Source organism: Sediminibacterium sp., from assembly GCF_051861365.1.
Lineage (GTDB): Bacteria > Bacteroidota > Bacteroidia > Chitinophagales > Chitinophagaceae > Sediminibacterium.
In genome coordinates this window covers 58862-77906 of sequence record NZ_JBHYCW010000015.1, presented here as the reverse complement: position 1 = coordinate 77906, position 19045 = coordinate 58862, and the positions used below count along the sequence as shown (strand labels likewise).

At 39.6% G+C, this 19045-nt stretch carries 20 protein-coding genes; 1 reads left to right on the top strand and 19 read right to left on the bottom strand.

The features are described from left to right. Positions 1-50: 50 nt before the first annotated feature. The gene (locus ACTIEV_RS08845; protein ID WP_439516359.1) at positions 51-212 is read left to right on the top strand and encodes a hypothetical protein; all 162 of its coding nucleotides are present in this window, start codon (positions 51-53) and stop codon (positions 210-212) included. Positions 213-215: 3 nt separating this feature from the next. On the opposite strand, the gene ACTIEV_RS08840 is transcribed toward ACTIEV_RS08845, so the two are convergent. The 19 genes from ACTIEV_RS08840 to ACTIEV_RS08750 form a co-directional block, all read right to left on the bottom strand. Beyond that, complete coding sequence (locus ACTIEV_RS08840) at positions 216-1490, bottom strand: ABC transporter permease (RefSeq protein ID WP_439516358.1); 1275 nt, start codon at positions 1488-1490, stop codon at positions 216-218. Between the two features lie 84 nt (positions 1491-1574). Continuing rightward, the gene (locus tag ACTIEV_RS08835) at positions 1575-2960 is read right to left on the bottom strand and encodes an NADH-quinone oxidoreductase subunit N (protein ID WP_322195969.1); all 1386 of its coding nucleotides are present in this window, start codon (positions 2958-2960) and stop codon (positions 1575-1577) included. Between the two features lie 95 nt (positions 2961-3055). Next, positions 3056-4489 (bottom strand): complex I subunit 4 family protein, encoded by a 1434-nt coding sequence (locus tag ACTIEV_RS08830; protein WP_322195968.1) that lies wholly within the window; start codon positions 4487-4489, stop codon positions 3056-3058. 25 nt (positions 4490-4514) lie between these two features. Further along, a complete protein-coding gene (gene nuoL / locus ACTIEV_RS08825; RefSeq protein ID WP_322195967.1) occupies positions 4515-6437 on the bottom strand; it encodes an NADH-quinone oxidoreductase subunit L in 1923 nt (640 codons plus the stop codon). A 78-nt stretch (positions 6438-6515) separates the two neighbouring features. Beyond that, a complete protein-coding gene (gene nuoK, locus ACTIEV_RS08820; protein ID WP_178889111.1) occupies positions 6516-6851 on the bottom strand; it encodes an NADH-quinone oxidoreductase subunit NuoK in 336 nt (111 codons plus the stop codon). A gap of 86 nt (positions 6852-6937) precedes the next feature. Then, entirely contained in the window at positions 6938-7441 is a 504-nt protein-coding gene (locus tag ACTIEV_RS08815; protein ID WP_178889110.1) for an NADH-quinone oxidoreductase subunit J family protein, read from the bottom strand. 59 nt (positions 7442-7500) lie between these two features. Continuing rightward, positions 7501-8031: an NADH-quinone oxidoreductase subunit NuoI gene (gene nuoI, locus ACTIEV_RS08810; protein WP_178889109.1), complete on the bottom strand. Its 531-nt coding sequence runs from the start codon at positions 8029-8031 to the stop codon at positions 7501-7503. Between the two features lie 147 nt (positions 8032-8178). Then, entirely contained in the window at positions 8179-9231 is a 1053-nt protein-coding gene (nuoH, locus tag ACTIEV_RS08805; RefSeq protein ID WP_322195966.1) for an NADH-quinone oxidoreductase subunit NuoH, read from the bottom strand. Between the two features lie 14 nt (positions 9232-9245). Continuing rightward, on the bottom strand, positions 9246-10367 hold the full coding sequence (locus ACTIEV_RS08800; protein WP_322195965.1) for a 2Fe-2S iron-sulfur cluster-binding protein: 1122 nt from the start codon (positions 10365-10367) through the stop codon (positions 9246-9248). Between the two features lie 45 nt (positions 10368-10412). Further along, positions 10413-10796, bottom strand: coding sequence for a four helix bundle protein (locus ACTIEV_RS08795; protein ID WP_322195964.1), 384 nt, complete (start codon positions 10794-10796; stop codon positions 10413-10415). Positions 10797-10826: 30 nt separating this feature from the next. Further along, positions 10827-12182 carry an NADH-quinone oxidoreductase subunit NuoF gene (gene nuoF / locus ACTIEV_RS08790; RefSeq protein WP_322195963.1) on the bottom strand — a complete coding sequence of 452 codons (1356 nt, stop codon included), beginning with the start codon at positions 12180-12182 and terminating at the stop codon, positions 10827-10829. Positions 12183-12221: 39 nt separating this feature from the next. Continuing rightward, the gene (locus ACTIEV_RS08785) at positions 12222-12677 is read right to left on the bottom strand and encodes a copper resistance protein NlpE (RefSeq protein ID WP_322195962.1); all 456 of its coding nucleotides are present in this window, start codon (positions 12675-12677) and stop codon (positions 12222-12224) included. A gap of 4 nt (positions 12678-12681) precedes the next feature. After that, a complete protein-coding gene (locus tag ACTIEV_RS08780) occupies positions 12682-13182 on the bottom strand; it encodes an NADH-quinone oxidoreductase subunit NuoE family protein (RefSeq protein ID WP_250686386.1) in 501 nt (166 codons plus the stop codon). 96 nt (positions 13183-13278) lie between these two features. Further along, positions 13279-14511 carry an NADH-quinone oxidoreductase subunit D gene (locus ACTIEV_RS08775; RefSeq protein WP_322195961.1) on the bottom strand — a complete coding sequence of 411 codons (1233 nt, stop codon included), beginning with the start codon at positions 14509-14511 and terminating at the stop codon, positions 13279-13281. A 109-nt stretch (positions 14512-14620) separates the two neighbouring features. Further along, the gene (locus ACTIEV_RS08770; protein WP_250686388.1) at positions 14621-15127 is read right to left on the bottom strand and encodes an NADH-quinone oxidoreductase subunit C; all 507 of its coding nucleotides are present in this window, start codon (positions 15125-15127) and stop codon (positions 14621-14623) included. Between the two features lie 48 nt (positions 15128-15175). Beyond that, entirely contained in the window at positions 15176-15766 is a 591-nt protein-coding gene (locus ACTIEV_RS08765; protein ID WP_250686389.1) for an NADH-quinone oxidoreductase subunit B, read from the bottom strand. Between the two features lie 87 nt (positions 15767-15853). After that, the gene (locus ACTIEV_RS08760) at positions 15854-16255 is read right to left on the bottom strand and encodes an NADH-quinone oxidoreductase subunit A (RefSeq protein WP_178889099.1); all 402 of its coding nucleotides are present in this window, start codon (positions 16253-16255) and stop codon (positions 15854-15856) included. Between the two features lie 99 nt (positions 16256-16354). Beyond that, positions 16355-18097, bottom strand: coding sequence for a tetratricopeptide repeat protein (locus tag ACTIEV_RS08755; RefSeq protein WP_322195960.1), 1743 nt, complete (start codon positions 18095-18097; stop codon positions 16355-16357). Positions 18098-18120: 23 nt separating this feature from the next. After that, positions 18121-19044, bottom strand: a complete 924-nt coding sequence (locus ACTIEV_RS08750) for a PstS family phosphate ABC transporter substrate-binding protein (protein WP_322195959.1) — start codon at positions 19042-19044, stop codon at positions 18121-18123. Position 19045: the final 1 nt, after the last annotated feature.

Genomic DNA, 19045 nt, shown 5'->3' with positions numbered 1-19045 from the left:
CTTTCAAAGTTTAAAATTAACAAGCTTTTTCCCGTTAACTCTAACCAAGAATGGACAACTTTTTGGGGGAGCCTACAGAAAAGCTTCGTCTTTTTATGCAACAACATCGCCCTTCTTATGATTGGCTCAGAAAGCATACATCAGAAGAAGATATCCGCTACTATATCAATGAGCAGTTGAAGATCTTCTCAAAAAATTACAATAAAAATTAAGTACTACTCGTAACGTAGTGCTACGATAGGATTGAGTCGGGCTGCTTTCATGGCTGGATATATTCCCGCGATGAGTCCAACAATAGAACAAATCACCACCCCAACGATCACCCATGCCCATGGTACTACAAAACCTGTTTTCAGTATCAGTCCAAATACATTCCCTACCAGTACCCCTAAAATAATACCAAAAATTGCCCCTAATAAGCTGATGATCATACTTTCAAATAAGAACTGCTGACGTACATTCTTACTTTTCCCTCCGATGGCTTTAATAAGCCCAACTTCTTTTGTTCGCTCGTTCACGGCCACCAACATGATATTCATTAAACCAATAGCTGCTCCAATCAAAGTAATCAATCCAATAGCACCGGCTGAGCCAGTGATACTACTCAAGAAGCTGATGAACATTTCAGCGAACTTGTCACTTTTTTCGATCACAAAATTATCTTCATCTAAAGGTTTTAATCTTCTAACCGACCTAAACACAGATGTAGCCACACCACTTGCAGGTTCTAATTCATTGACATTACTCACCATCACTCCTACCATATAAGACCTGCTTGCATTCTGAAAATTTCGTACGTTGTTATAAGTGGTTACTACTACATCATCTTGCCGCAACATCGCACTGGAGCCTTTACTCTTCAATAAACCGATAACACGATAAGGCAATCCTCCGATACGTACGATCTTATCAATAGATTTATCAGGCCTATCTCCAAACAATGTCTTTGCTACATTACTACCGATCAAACAAACATTTCTTCCGCTTTGTTGATCCAAGTCATTGAGATTGCGACCCATTTCGATCATATAACCGGTGACCTGCAAATAATGTTCATCCCCTCCCCACACTACAATTTGTGGGTTGGTCTTTTTATCCTTGTAATTGACTTCCTGTCCACCAGGCCCCCTTCTGTATATACTTACTTTTGCATCAGGAAAATTGAAATTCTGTTTGAAGTATTCTGCTTCTTCTCTTTGAATAGGTTTATCAAGATTTGATTTTTTCTCTTTGCGTCCTCGGGTTGTTTTTTTAACGTCTGAGTTATTACCGCCAAACCTTACTCTTGAATCTTTAAAACGGATATTAAAGGCATTAGCACCCATGGAAGAAAAGCTTTCCTTCAGACTCTGATTCATGGCTTCAATAGCTGTAATGATACCAATGAGTGCCATGATACCAAAAGCAATAATAGCCACAGTAATACCTGTACGTAACTTATTGCCGCGAACAGTTCGCCATGCCAACGATAAGGAGTCAAAAATGGTCATACCCTTCATACAGGAACTATATTCCTTAAAGATAGCTGAGAAATGACTATGCAGGGTTGTACCTGTAAAAAAAGTGAAGAACGGTTAGAAATAAAAGCCATTCAGAATAATCGAAGGGAAAATGCCCAATACGATTACCAGAGCAGTCAATAATACCAACGTCAGTTTGAATGCCCCAGATATAGGTGCTGTACCAGCATCACCATCTTTGAAATACATGGCCTGAATAACCCTGAAATAATAATACACACTCACTGCTGCAAAGAAAAGCGCCACTATCACCAACCAAAGTGAGCCTCCTTGTTTAATTACAGAAGCCAGCATATAATATTTAGCAAAAAAACCTGCCGTTAATGGTATACCTGCAAGAGACAAAAGAAAAATGGTGGCTGTAAATGCTAGTACTGGATTACTTTTAGCAAGCCCATTAAAACCATCAAAAGTGTAATCATTCATTTTAATGAGTACAGCAAAAATACCGATGGTAGCCAAACTATATGCAACACTGTACAAGAGAATACCCTCTTTCGCAAGATCATTACTACTGAATAATGCAAACAGCATAAAACCTGCTTGAGCAATACTGGAATAAGCCAGCATACGCTTTACACTTTGCTGAAATACTGCTGTGATATTTCCGATCAATAAAGTAAGTATAATGACGATAGACAGTATGATTTTCCAAGTAGGTCCTAATGCAACAGCTTGTGTTTGAAACAATCGGATAAAAGCTATAAAACCGGCAGCTTTCACAATGGTAGCCATGAAAGAAGTGAATACACTTGGCGCTCCATCATATACGTCAGGTGTCCAGAAGTGAAAAGGTGCTGCTGAAACTTTGAAAGACATTGCAACAAATAAAAGTAATAGTCCACCTACATGCAGAAAAGATGGATTGATCATTCCTGTAGTAGGAATAACAGGTAATGCGTTCAAAGTAAAAGAACCTGTTGCACCGTAAAAGAAAGCAATACCCATCAGCATAATTCCGGTAGTGAAAGAACCCATCAGAAAATACTTCAATGCTGCTTCATTACTCTTTAGGTTTCGTTTATCGGAACCGGTGAGGATGTATAGAGGAATAGACAGTATTTCGATACCTAAGAATAGCATCAACATACCATTAAATCCAGATAGGATGCTTAGACCGCATAGTACAAAGAAGATCAGTGCAAAATATTCAGCAACATTGATACCTGCTTTTTCAATATCAGACCCACTGAGTAACACATAAATAAAAGTGGCTGCAAAAGCAAGTGTATTAAAGTACAGACCGAACTTTTCAAAACTCAATAATCCACGGGAATTGATATCAAATTTGAAGATCGCATAGGTATCCATCACATTGAATGCGATCAGCAACAATAATCCACCTGCTGCTATGTATTTCAATACAGATTTGTTTTTTGTCAGAATGCCACTAAACATCATGACAACTCCCAGTAATGCTGATAATATTATTGCGTTCATAGTTCCAAATCCCCTTGGGGAATTTTGGGTAAAGATGTTTTCACATCCTTACGTTATTGTGATTAATCAAATAATTATAAAATATCAACGATCTATTATTTCCCCGCCATGGTTGCTCCTACTGTATCTTTTGTAAGATCAATCATGGGTTGTGGATACACTCCCAAGGCAATCACAAGTACTACCAATATTACCAGAGCTATTCTGATATTTCCTGATATATCTGTTGCATTGGAAGTAAGAGTTGTTGTATTTCCATAAAACACTTTCTGAACCATATTCAAAGTATATACTGCTGCCAAAATAATACTGATACCTGCCACTGCAGTGATCCAGATATTATAATGAAACAGTCCATTGAACATCAAAAATTCACCAATAAATGCATTGGTTAATGGCAATGCAATATTAGCAAATGCCATTACTAATAATAATATAGCGAGTGATGGAGCTTTTTGTGCCAGTCCACCCAATTCACTGAACTTTCTTGTACCCAATTGTTGTTCAATCGCATCTGCTACGATCCAAAGTCCAATTACATTGATTCCGTGATTGAACATTTGTATCATTACACCTTCCAGTCCTACTCTGCTACCTGTAAAAAGTGTTGCACTCATTAACCCGATATGCGCAATGGAAGAATAAGCGATCAACCGTTTGATATCATCCTGTCTGATAGCAATCAAAGAAGCATATAACATACCAATCACAGAAAGCAAAATGATCCATTGTGCAAATTGCGCTGATGCTGCAGGGAAGAATGGCAACAACCATTTGATTACCGCAAATATTCCCATTTTCACCATGATGCCACTCAATACCATAGTTGTAGCAGTAGGCGATTGCTCATAGGCATCCGGCTGCCAAGTATGGAAAGGGAATATGGGCATTTTAATAGCGAATGCAATGAAAAAGAGCCAGAATACCCATGACTGTTTTTCAGGCGCAAGTTGTACGCTGTAAAAAGACTGCCAAGCAAATGAATGATCAGTTGTTTGGAAATACATGTATAGTATTCCGGCCAACATCATCAGTGACCCAATAAATGTGTAGATGAAAAATTTGAAAGTAACAGCAATCCTTTTTTCGCCACCCCATAGTGAGCATAAAAAATATACAGGTATTAATGCCAGTTCCCAGAAAAAGTAAAACAATAATGCATCGTTAGCAACAAACACGCCCATTAAGCCGGCTTGTGTGAGTAACATCAATGCATAAAATGAACCTGCATTTCGGTATTGATTTTTATAAGTGGCTATAAAAATCAATGGAAAGGAAATAGCGGTTAATAAGACCAACATTTTGGACATTCCATCCATTGACATCGTAAACCTGCTACCTAAAGACGGCAACCATGCACTGTCGAATGATAGTTGGGCAGCCGGATAAAAATAAATACCTGCTACAGCTACGGTCAATGTTAATACTGCAGACAATAATCCCCAACCTTTAGCGGCATTTTCTTCTTTAATAAAGAAGGAGATGATGCCGGTGAGTAAGGGTAGTAATATCAATAGAACTGGGATCATATATTTTCTTTATCGCTAATAGCGGTTAAAACAGTTTTTTCAAAAAATTCATAATAGTAATGTCATTGAACCAGATCAAAACAAAAATCACCATCACCATTACCATTACCAGAATATAGTTACCTACTTGTCCACTTTGCAATAATCGGAGTTGTCTGGATCCATAACCCACCAGTTTACCAACACCGTTCACCACGCCATCAATGATATTTTTTTCAAGAATATTTTTCAAGAACACGGATAATAAGTGCAAGGGTTTTACAATGATGTTATCGTATAACTCATCTACGTACCATTTATTTTCCAGCACTTTAGCTACACCTGTATTCTCATCATTTACATCAGCTGCTTTTTTGAACTTAGTTACCGCGAATATGATCACTCCAATGATCAATGCAGTGGAAACACCCATCATAATATATTCTTGTGAATGGGTTAAATGATGTGCATGCGCCAATTTGTTTGATTCAGCGAATATCGGAGCAAGGAAATTTTCAAGACTATGTGCATCTGATGCGAACACTTCCGGAATTCCTACAAAACCTCCCAATACCGACAATACAGCCAATACGATCAAAGGAATGGTCATTGGTGACGGACTCTCGTGCAAGTGATGCGCCTGTTCATGCGTACCTCTGAATGATCCAAGAAAAGTTAAACTGTATAAACGGAACATATAAAAAGCAGTCATTAACGCACCAACCAACCCAATGTAATAATAAAGAGGGTTGGCACTAAAGGCTGCCATCAAAATTTCATCTTTTGAGAAAAATCCTGAGAAAGGAGGAATCCCCGCAATCGCTAAGCAAGCCAAGAGGAATGTGATATGTGTGATGGGCATATGCTTTTTCAAACCACCCATCTTTCTGATATCTTGTTCGTGGTGCATGGCATGTATCACAGAACCGGCACCCAAGAATAACAATGCCTTGAAAAAAGCATGTGTCATCACATGAAATACAGCACCGGTATAAGCACCCACACCTAAGCCCAAAAACATATAACCCAATTGGCTGACTGTTGAGTAAGCCAATACTTTCTTAATATCATTCTGTTTTAATGCAATCGTAGCTGCAAAAATAGCTGTAGCCAATCCTACTATGGCCACCAGTGCTTGAGATACCGGTGCCATGGTATACAGAATATTACTACGAGCAATCATATAAATGCCGGCTGTAACCATTGTAGCAGCATGGATCAATGCCGATACAGGTGTAGGACCCGCCATCGCATCAGGAAGCCATGTGTACAAAGGTATCTGTGCACTCTTACCCATTGCACCCACAAATAATAAGATGGTGATAGCAGTAATATCAAAAGAAGAAAGCTCTGATACACGAGAGAATACATCTCCATAAGTAACAGTACCTAATTTGAATAATAACCAGAATACAGCCAACAAAAAGCCTAGATCACCAATACGATTCATCACAAATGCTTTCTTAGCTGCATAATTGTATTGATCATTCTTAAACCAATATCCAATCAACAAATAAGAACAAAGACCCACACCTTCCCAACCAATGAACATGATCACATAATTGGCTCCCAGTACCAATAGCAACATGGAGAATACAAACAAATTCAGATACGCAAAATACCTTCCGAAATGCTGCTCCTCTTCTTCATGCATATAAGCAGCAGAATACAAGTGAATTAAAAACCCAATACCTGTAATGATCAAAAGGAACAGAGAAGACAACTGATCTACCTGAAAGGCAAATGGAATTTGAAAATCAGCTGATCGAATAAAAGAAAACAGTTCAACAGTTGTTGCACCATTTGCTTTTACATCAAAGAACACCAACAAGCTCACAACAAATGAAGCGAGCATCACGCCACAACCAATGACGCTGATCATTGATTTAGACAATGACTTTCTTCCCAGTCCATTGATCAGAAAACCGATCAAAGGAAAAAGTGGTACCAGATAAACAAATTTACTCATAGCCTTGCTCCCTTGCGGGACTTTTACACTTCATTATTGAAGTATGATCATGAATCAGTTCTGTCTTACCAATAAATATTAATTCTTCAAACGATTGAGGAAATTAATATCTACTGAATGTATGTTACGATACATCATTACAATAATGGCCAATCCCACACTCACTTCTGCTGCCGCCACTACCATAATAAAAAATACAAATAGTTGTCCGTCGATACCTGCTGTTGTTGCTGCATCAGTTGCCAATGCAGTACCATGATGCATTTTAGAAAATGCTACCAATAATAAATTCACCGCATTCAACATCAATTCAATGCACATAAAAACAATGATCGCATTTCTGCGTGTCAGCACTCCAATGATTCCAATGCTGAAGAGTGCGAGACTTAGATAGATATAGTATTGTATTGGCATAGCTTATAGCTTATGGTCCATGGTCCATAGTCCATGGATTCTTTTTATTTACCATGGACTATGGACCATGGACTAAAATTCTTTACTCACTCCTTCTTCCCAATCACTACAGCCCCCACCATCGCACTCAAAAACAGCACGCTGCTGATTTCGAATGGAACTACATAGTTACTGAACAGGGCTTTACCCAGATTCTTGATCAATCCGATATCTCCGGTTCCCACCAAAGCCTCTTTACCTTGGAAATCTGCAGCTTGACGCACTAGTGATACCATTACCATTAGAAAACATCCGCCTGAAATCGCTCCGGCGAGTTTCATCCAAATATGTTTATTGGGTTCAGACTCTTTATTGAGGTTCATCAACATGATCACAAAAAGAAAGAGTACCATGATTGCACCTGCATATACGATCAGATTAACGATAGCAAGGAATTGTGCATTCAATAAAATATAATGACCTGAAATGGCAAAAAACACCGCAATCAACCACAATACACTGTGTACCGGATTTCGGCTTACCAGTACCATGATAGCTGAGAAAACAGCCAGTGCCGACAAAAAGAAAAACATGATCTGTGTTATACTCATGGGTGTTTTAATTAGGTTTGATAATAAGTTGTACGAACAATACAACTGATTATTCTTTATTATAATCCTTTAGCTTTCGCATGTGCTTCCGGCTCTGTTTTAGGATTGGGTATCAACAACTCTTCTTTTCCATAAATAAATCCTTTCCTAGTATAATTGGCCGGAGCAAATGTTTCACTCAAATAAATGGCGTCTTTTGGACAAGCTTCTTCACAAAGTCCACAGAAAATACAACGCAACATATTGATCTCATATTTAGCTGCATACTTTTCTTCACGGTACAAGTTCTCCTCATTGGGTAATCTTTCTGCAGCTTCCATGGTAATGGCTTCTGCCGGACAAGCAACAGCACATAATCCACAAGCAGTACAACGCTCACGTCCTTCCTCATCTCTATTCAACACATGCAATCCCCTAAACACCGGACTAAAAGGGCGTTTTTCTTCCGGATAACGAATGGTAGGCTTTTTCTTGAAGATATGACTGAATGTAATGGCCATACCCTTCAGAATTGCCGGTATATACAGTCGCTCCATGAAACTCATTGGCTTCCGACTCACTTCTTGTCCCCTGTTTGTTAATGCCTGCATATGTTCTATCCCTGAGGGATGTTTAATGTTTGCAAAAATATTTTTCTAACCTATTGATGCCAAGTTTATCGTGTCAATTGTGAATGGTGAATGGTCAATGGTCAATGCTAGTTCTCTCTATTCACAATTCACCATTGACAATTCACATCACGCCCCTGCTTTCCACAATATCACCGCTCCTGTAATCAACATATTCGCCAATGCCAATGGAATCATGGTTTTCCATCCCAGATTCATCAGCTGATCATAACGGAAACGCGGGATCGTCCAGCGAATCCACATGAATATAAAAATGAAAATCACAATCTTGGTCAGTAATGCTCCTACACCCAATAATGCTGCGATGTTTGGAGCCAATGTTGATTCATCCAAGAATGGAATATCATAACCACCAAAATACAAACAAGCCATCACTGCACTACTCATGATCATATTCACATATTCTGCGAACAGATAAAACCCTAGCTTCATGGATGAATATTCCTGATGATATCCAAAGTTTAACTCATTTTCTGCTTCGGGTAAATCGAAAGGTGTACGATTACACTCTGCCAATGCACAGATAAAGAAGATAAAGAACCCTAGCGGCTGGTAGGCAATATTCCAAAGACTACCATCTGCCATCTGTTCTCCTACAATACTTTTCAAACTCAATGAACCGGATAACATCAATACAGCGATTAATGAAAGTCCCATCGCCAATTCATAACTAATGGCCTGAGAAGCTCCACGCAAAGCTGCCATCAAAGAGAATTTGTTGTTGGATGCCCAACCTCCGATCATGATACCATATACACCCATACTAACTACACCAAACACATAGAGGATCCCGATATTGATATCTGCAATTTGCAATTCGATCTTTCTATCAAACAACTCAACATGACTACTCCATGGGATAACAGCACAAGTCATTAAAGCTGCAGTCATGGCCAAACCCGGACCTAAAATAAATAAGACTTTATTGGAAGTATTAGGTATGATTTCTTCTTTCATGATCAATTTCAATCCATCCGCGAATGGTTGAAACAATCCAAAAGGACCTGCACGGTTTGGACCGGGTCTGTCTTGTAAAACAGCCGCTACTTTTCTTTCAGCGAAAGTGGTATATAAGGCAATACCCAGACTACCAAACACAATAACTGCGATCAGTACCAGTTTTTCTATCAATAATGCCCAATCAAAAGCAAGTAGTGTCATGATATAGAATTCAATTAGTCGTTGTTCTGATTAAATACTTTGGAATGAGCCGGTCCATCGATCAAACTCAATTGTACTTCCGGTTTATTCACTTCGCTTACTGAATGAATATCCATCAGCAGTTTAGGTTTGCGTCCGTCATTCACTGCTTCAAAGGTTTCAGTTGGCATATGAGTGCCTACTTTACCGGCATAATGTCCTTGTGAAATCACTGAGTGTCTATTGATCAAACGAGGACCTTCAATCACCCAATCACTTGTTTTTTTCTTTTCGAAGCGACAGGTATTACAGATCCATCCCGGCTTTCCATCAGGCGTATCTTCTACTTCACCCCATTCATCTTTTCTGGCTGTAACACGGAATACTTCATCACCTCTGTTCCAAAGTGTAACGCGACCGCTACATGTTGGACAATCGCGATGTGCATCCACGGGCTTCAGGAACCATACCCTGTTTTTAAAGCGGAAGGTTTTATCGGTAAGCGCACCTACTGGACAAACATCGATCACATTACCGATGAAATCATTTTCAAGACTCTTTTCGATGAAAGTGGCGATCTCTGCATGATCTCCACGATCCAATACACCATGCTCACGCTTTTTTGTAAGCTGATCAGCCGTAAATACACAACGGTAGCAAAGAATGCAACGCGTCATGTGCAACTGAATATATGGACCGATATCGTGTTTCTTAAATGTTCTTCTTTGGAATTCGTAACGTGTGCCTTCTTTACCATGTTCATAGCTGAGATCTTGCAAATGACATTCACCTGCCTGATCACAGATAGGACAATCCAAAGGATGATTCAGTAAAAGGAATTCAACAACACCTGCTCTTGCATCCAATACTTTTTCACTGGTGATATTTTTTACTTCCATGCCATCCATGACTGTGGTTCTACAAGAAGCTACCAGCTTAGGCATAGGTCGAGGATCTTTTTCAGAACCTTTGCTTACTTCCACCAAACAGGTACGACATTTACCACCACTTCCTTCCAGCTTGCTGTAATAGCACATAGCCGGGGGTGCTACATCACCGCCGATCTTACGTGCAGCATTCAGAATTGTTGTTCCTGCCGGAACTTCAATGGTGATGTTGTCGATCGTTACTTTAAACAATTGTTGTTGGTCAGACATAATATTAAGTCAAAATTAAAAAGTCAAAAAAAATCCTGACGATGACTATTTAGCGTTTATTATTATTGAAGCAATGATCTTTGACAATTCATCTGCTTCTTTGATCAGTTCATTTACTTTCTCCTTAGAAACTTCTTGTGTATCTCTTATTAAACATAACCAATACTTTGTTTCATTAGCCGATTTCAGTGCTATCACCAGATACTTGTTCCAATCCTTTTTAGAGCTCCCCGCTTTACCTTCTACTACATTCGCGCCTATAGAGGTAGCACTTCTTACTAACTGATCAAATAAAGAACTATATACTTTTTCATACTTACAATCTTTGACAAAGAATAAAATCTCTTTAGAAAAGAAAAAGCATCGATGTCTAATATTGTAAGGCTTTTCTCCCTCATTAACTTCAAAAGCATCAAATTCAATATCCATTTTTTTGAATTTTTACTTTTGACTTTTTAATTACCCTACCGGTACATGAATCGGATCAGCATAATGCGCCAACCCATAATTCCTCTCTTGTGATTCTTCAGGATTCAGCACATGCCATTCGAATTCATCTCTGAAATGTCTGATCGCTGCTGCTACCGGCCATGCTGCTGCATCACCTAATGGACAAATCGTATTTCCTTCGATCTTGCGTTGGATATCCCAAAGCAGATCGATATCACTCATCTTTCCATTTCCATATTCAATGTTCTTCAGAATCTTTTCCATCCACCCAGTTCCTTCTCTACATGGCGAACACTGACCACAACTTTCATGTCTGTAGAAACGTGCCAATGATAAGGTGTGACGAACCACACACTGGTCTTCATCTAATACAATGAACCCGCCCGAACCCATCATTGAACCGCTGGCAAAACCACCATCAGCTAAACTTTCGTAATTCATGTAACGCGTTTCTCCCTTTGCTGTTTTCAACAAAAGGTTAGCAGGAAGAATAGGTACAGAAGAACCACCCGGAATACAAGCTTTCAATTTTTTCCCATTGGGAATACCTCCACAATACTCATCACTGTAAATAAATTCCTCTACAGAAATGGTCATATCGATCTCGTAAACACCTGGCTTATTGATATTACCGCATGCACTGATCAATTTGGTTCCTGTTGATCTGCCTACACCAATCTTAGCATATTCATCACCGCCCATATTGATGATTGGTACCACTGCAGCCAATGTCTCCACATTGTTCACAACCGTAGGTCTATCCCATACGCCTTTCACAGCAGGGAATGGAGGTTTGATTCTTGGGTTACCACGTTTACCTTCTAATGATTCGATCAATGCAGTTTCTTCTCCGCAGATATAGGCACCTGCACCTCTTTGCACATGGATATCACAATCAAAGCCACTACCTAAAATATTTTTTCCAAGAAAGCCATTGTTTTTGGCTTCTGTAATGGCTTGTTCCAGAATATCAACGATCCATGCATATTCTCCACGGATATAGATATAAGTATCATTACTTCCCAAAGCGAAAGATGAAACAATCAAGCCTTCAATCAATAAGTGAGGAATGAATTCCATCAAGTAGCGGTCTTTGAATGTGCCGGGTTCACTCTCATCGGCATTACATACCAAATGACGTGGCACACCTTCGGGCTTTGCTATAAAACTCCATTTCATTCCGGCAGGGAAACCCGCGCCACCACGACCACGAAGACCACTTTTCTTCACTTCTTCCACAATGGCTTCCGGACTCATTTCCTTAAGTGCTTTCTCAACACTTCTATACCCACCTTCTCTCCGATATACATCGAAGTAGCGGATACCTTCTACATGTGCCTTTTCCAGTAATAATTTTTTACTCATATCCTCATATCCCTTTCAGGAATTTTAAATACTATTCAACTACTGTTTTCTCAATTCATATTTAGTTGCTAATTCACCCGTAATTCTGTTACCACTCATATCCAATTGAATCAACTTATCTTCTGCAACAAAATATTGATTCGGTCCTTCTTTGATACTTCCCAAACTAATGGTAGAACCGCTGATCCATGTCCATTTACCCGATGCAGTAAAGCTATTTTCTTTCTTACCCAAGTATTTGATGACTCTGGAATAAGTTGAATCTGATTTTAATTCAATGGTTGTTTCCATTCCTTCACAATCTGCACAGGGTAATACTCCTTTATAAATTCCCACCACATCCAACGAGTTTTGAGCGGTTGTACCGTCAACAATTTTTGTCACTGCCGAATCTTCTACCACAACCGTTGTTTTCTCAACCACTTCTGTATTGGATACTTCACCACAAGCAGTAAAGAAAACTGATACAAGAAATATGTAGATCCAATTTTTCATCTTGTTAGTTTAAGCTAGCTGCAGTTTTTCTGCATTCGTCAATAATAGCATCTACTTTTTCTTTGGTCAGGTGTTCACGATAATGTTTACCCAGTTGCATCATGGGAGCATATCCACATGCACCTAAGCATTCTACTGTTTTCAATGTAAACATTCCATCGGCTGTTGTTTCTCCGGGTTTGATACCCAGTTTTTCTCCGATATAAGCAATGATATCATCACTACCTCTCAACATACATGGACCTGTCTGACAAACTTCAAACATATATTTACCTACCGGCTTGAGGTTGTACATGCTATAAAAAGTTGCTACCTCATACACTTCGATAGGAGTGATTTGCAACAGTTCAGCTACATAATCCATTGTTTCAGCACTTAACCATCCGCCAAAACTATCTTGTGCCAAATGCAAAACCGGAAGCAATGCACTTTTCTGCTTGCCTTCCGGATAACGCGCTACCAAGCGCTTGAATTCGGTCATTTGTTCTTCTGAAAATTTCACCATACTATTCAAATTTGTCCCGCTAAGAGCGGGATGAAAATTTGAAAATGAACCCTTCTAATAATTAGCACATTTTCAAATCTTCAAATTTTCAAACTATTACGCATCTAGTTCTCCTGCAATTAGATTCAAACTACTCATCGTTACAATCGCATCACTCAACATACCACCTTGAATCAGTTCAGGATACGCCTGATAATAAATGAAACAAGGTCTTCTGAAATGCAGACGGAATGGTGTTCTTCCTCCATCACTGATCAAATAAAAGCCTAATTCACCATTACCACCTTCTACGGCATGGTACACTTCACCTTTTGGCATGTCTACCTCACCCATGATGATTTTGAAATGCCAAATCAAGGCTTCCATCTTGGTATACACATCTTCCTTCTTTGGCAGATAATATTCAGGGACATTGGCATGATACACTTCCGCATCTGCACCTTTGAACACTTGGATTTTCTGATAGGCTTGTTCAATGATGCTTAAGCTCTGCCACATTTCCGCATTACGCACTAGGAAGCGATCATAGTTATCGCCTGTTTTACCCACAGGAACAGTGAAATTGAAATCTTCATAACTGCTGTAAGGGCTGTGTACACGCACATCATAATCAACTCCTGCAGCGCGCAAATTTGGACCGGTGAACCCATAGTTCAATGCTCTTTCAGCACTGATACCACCGGTACCTTGTGTGCGGTCCATGAAAATGCGGTTACGTGCAAAGAGATTTTCAAACTCTTTCAACACTTTCGGATATTCATTTAAGAATTTCTCGAGTTTCGTAAATGCTGTATTTGAGAAATTCCTTTCAAAACCGCCAATACGCCCAATATTAGTAGTAAGGCGGGACCCACATACTTCTTCATATATTTCATAGATTAATTCACGGTATTGCATCACATACAAGAAGCCCGTATAAGCTCCTGTATCCACACCCACAATAGAGTTACAAATCAGGTGATCTGAGATACGTGCCAACTCCATGATGATCACGCGCAAGTAATCAACACGCTTGGGCGTTTGAACACCTAATAATTTTTCGCAGGTCAAATGCCAACCCATATTATTGATGGGACTGCTGCAATAATTCAAACGGTCAGTAATTGGTGTAACCTGATAGAGGGGTCTACGTTCTGCCAATTTTTCAAATGCACGATGAATATATCCAACGGTTTGTTCAGTTGATACCACTCTTTCGCCATCCAATTCCATGATATTTTGGAATACACCGTGTGTTGCAGGGTGTGTAGGTCCTACGTTTAATGTAGTAGTTTCCTTTTCAATGGAACCTTCCGGTAATTTGATATTCTGTTGTTGTTGCGCTAACATGTTTCTTATATTGATCGGCTATTGCATTATTGTGAAAAGTGGAAAGTGAAAGGTGAAAAGTGAAAGAGAATAATTTTTGACTTTTGACTTTTCACTTTTGACTTTTTTCTCATCCTCTTCCAAACATTTCATCATCCTTATCAATCCTTGTCTGATCTTCTAATGGATACTCTTTCCTTAATGGGAAATAATCCATCTCATCTACATTCAAAATGCGCTTCAGATTGGGATGACCTACAAAATTCACTCCATAGAAATCATAGGTTTCACGTTCCATCCAGTTGGCGCTGGAGAAGAGTTGTGAAGCGGTGAAAACGTCCGGCGTTTCTACAGCAGTAAATACTTTAAAACGGATGCGAACATTCTCTACCAAATTGTGCAAATGATAAACAACTGCTAATTCTCTTCCTGCATCATCCGGATAATTCACTGCACACAAATCTGTCAGGAAACGAAATTGCAGTGTTTCATCATCGTATAAAAACTGCATCACTTTCAGGTTCTGATCTTTTGGTGCTTCAAAACTGAGCATACCATAGGTTTCCTCAAAATTGTACACCTGATCACCAAACTTCTCTTTTAATTTTTCCTGTATGTATGAATTCGTTAAGGCCATTTTTATGTTTTTGGGTCATGGTCTATGGACTATTGACCATGGACTATTTTATTGAATTCCATAGCTATTCAGCAGTGCTTTATAATGCTCGCTGTTTCTTCTTCTGATGCTTTCTTGTCCAACCAAGTCTTGAATCTTCATAAATCCATCCAGAATAGCCTCGGGACGAGGAGGACAACCCGGAACATATACATCCACCGGAATCACTTGATCGATCCCTTGTAAAACGCTGTAAGTATCAAAAATTCCACCACTGGAGGCGCAGGCTCCTACGGCTATTACCCAACGGGGTTCAGCCATCTGCAAATACACCTGACGTAAAACGGGACCCATTTTTTTGGCGATGGTCCCCATCACCATCAATAGGTCACACTGACGAGGAGAGAAACCCACACGTTCAGAACCAAAACGAGCTAAGTCATAATGCGAACCCATGGTGGCCATGAATTCAATGCCGCAACAGGAAGTGGCAAAAGGAAGCGGCCAGATAGAGTTCTTACGGGCCAATCCAACAACATCACTCAATTTTGTGGTAAAAAATCCTTCCCCTGAATATCCCTGCGGAGCTTCTACAGTCGAAATAGCATCGGCAGTACTAGCGGGGATGGGGTTGATATTAAATCTAACGGGGCGTGCCATAGTCTTTCGGTTATTTGTAATGGTTGCTTATATAACCATTAAAGCTTTGTCTTGTTGTCAAAAAGCCATGAATCTTGTCATGGCAGGTTAATCTTCCCACTTAAGGGCGCCTTTCTTCACGATATAGATAAATCCAATCAGGAAGAAGGATACAAACATCAATACAGCCAGAAACCCATCCCATCCCAGTTCTCTGAAATTAACGGCATAGGGATAGAAGAAAATCACTTCCACATCAAATAACACAAACAGGATCGCTACCAGAAAGTACTTGATGGCCATGGGTTGACGGGCATCACCATGACTTTCAATACCACTAGCAAAGGTTTCCAGTTTATCGGCTGTTTTACGCTTTGGACCCACCCACTGTGATACAGCGATCATCGTAGCCACAAAACCCGCAGCAAAAATCAATTGAATACCGATCGGTAAATAACCAGCGGCATTGCTGGTTGCTGATGCATCTAACAGTTGGATAAGCCAGTTCATGTTAAAACATTAATGTCCGGCAAAAATAAGCCTGTGAAAGCATATAAAAAGAAAAACTCCCCCGTTATTGGAGGAGTTTTTACCGAATTATTTAGAAACTTAACTTCCTGAGCTACTCGATGAGGTAGCAGAAGAGGTTTTATTACCCGAACCCTGTTTTTCTTTGGCTTTGATACCCTCTACGATAGCTCCTTTTGCACTTGTTGCATATTGGTTTTCATCACCGGGAGTTGGATACAAAGCCAGCATTTTATCCGCTACTTCTAACCCCTTTTCCAGTTCTTTAGACTTGTTTACATAGTATTGAAGTCTGTAATACAAATTCAAGAAAATCGCTTTTTTGTTCTTTTCCTGATCTTTCATGTAGAAAGAATCCAGATAATCCAATACAGCAATGGCTGCACCTGTAGTTGTATCAGGATCTGATGCCAGTGCGGCTCTTTTCAGGAAAGAATAGGGCTGTGGTTTATCAGGAAAAGCTGCTAAATATTTTTTACCCAATTCAATGGTAAGCGGATAATCTTTTCCGTTCAAAGCTGTGCTGGTAAACTGATAATATTCAAACTCACCCATAGTACCGCCTTTCAAGTCCAGTTGTTTTTGCAACCAACCCAATTGCTCACGATACATCCCTGCTTTGCCATAGATCTCAGCAGCTTTGCCCATATAAGCAATTTTACTGTTTTTGATGGTATCTAAGGTCATGGCTTTTTCGATATAAGCTACAGCCTGGGCTTCGCTTCCTTTGAATCGAGCATAGATTTTAGTAGCCAACTCACACTGTGAAGTGGTGATGGCAGCCGGATCTGCAGATGCAAAGAATTTTTCAATTGCCTCTTTTGCTCTTACTGAATCATTGGTACGATCATAGTTGTATGCATATACCACATTCAATTCAGGAAGTTTACTGATGCCACCAACTTCAGCTTCAATTTGTCTTGCTTTTTCTAAGCTCTCGTTATACTTACCGGCACGGAACAAGTAATCAGCAACGAACAAATCAGTCTTAGGATCTTTATCAGCATTGGCTACATATTTATCCAAATATTCCTTTGCTTTAGGCACATCCTTATCTGCGTAATAATTGTACAATACATAATATACCGGAGGATACGTAGGATCTATAGCAATGGCTTCATTGTAGAATTGCTCAAACAATTCTTTGTTATTCTGACTCTGGTAAATTCTTCCGATACGGAATTTGGCTTTTGCATTTTTAGGATCACGTGTAATCGCTTCCTGGTAGGCTTTTACTGCTTCTCCACCATTTTCACCACCCAATTTCAGGTAACTAATACCCATGTTGATGTAGATATCGGGATTGGTTAAATCAAGTGCAGCAGCCTGCTTCAATTTTTCGATACCATAAGAAGGATCACCTACTTTACTACCACCATCTGCATTGGCTCTTCCGATGGCATTTAGAATACCCGGATTGCCCTTTCCTTTATTCCTACCTTTTGTTTCAGTAGTAGCAGTAATGGCTTGTTCAAACTTTTGCTTGGCTGAATTGATATCACCTCCTTCAAGGATCTCTATGTGACCCATTCCTACCAATAGCCAGGCATCACTACCAACATCCTGTAAGCCTTGCTGATAAACAGCTTTCGCTGCATTCAGCATGTCTTTTGTCAATCCACCAGCTTCAGCCGCTATCAAGGACTGACCGTACCAATAGATCGTTTGAGGATCTTTTGGATTGGCATCATATGCCTTTTTCAAAGTTTCACGGGCGCTTTTATACTTTTCGTAGTTGAGGAATTTGATTCCATCAGCCACCTGCGCCATCAAACACTGTACAGCAAGCAACGCTGTCACCATCAAAGAAACGGTCTTCTTCATTTGTCGGTTTTTATAGTTGTATGTTAATCTGCATCTTTTATACTCCCCGAGCGTTTTCCAAAACCCATTTTTGCGGGAACCAGAAATGCTCTTCGGAATATCAACTGCCCTCTTTCCATACTCATGAAATTCATGAAGCCTGTTCCGAGTCCAGTTGCATTTTCTTTTAGTACATAATACAATGGCCGTGCCAAAGGGTATTGTCCGTAGGATATGGTTGCCTGTGAGGGCTTCGCGAATATATCTTTTTCCTCACATTTAACACATTCTACCAGTCCCAATCGTATTTTTTTCAAATAAGCCAATTGTACCGGATCATAACTATCTGCTATCCAACTGATCCCAATAAAACCCACTACATCTTTTCTTCCGGATACAATATCTAATACATGCTGACTATTATTCGCTGCTACTACATTCGCCCCAAAATCAGCGCCTTTTAGTATGGAATCTTTCAAATAGCGTACGGTACTGGTCGCTTTATTACCGTCCATTACTGCTGTTATCTTATCCTTTCCACTCAGGATACTTTTTAATTTGCTCAAGGTAAAAACACTGTCAGGAGATTGATTATTAACGATTACGGCAACCGCATCATAAGCAAGCACCCCATACAATGGTGAGTAAGACAATTGATTCTCAAAGAACGATGCCTCTGTTTTTGTTAATCCACGCGCTACAATGACCATTCGTGTACTGTCATTTTGCAGATCCCTGAAACAATCTGATTCCGGTTTATAGGAAACGATAATCTCTGTTTCAGGAAAAGAGGATTTATGTACCCTCAACTGCTCTTCAATGACCGGTTTAAAGCTTTCATCAACACTGATCCGTATGGTACCTTTTGTGGGTGAGTCCGTTGCTACAGCTTTATCTTGTTGGTCAGCACACCCCATGAACAGAACCAAAATGAATAACCCAATTGTATTAAAAATGTTTCTGGTCATG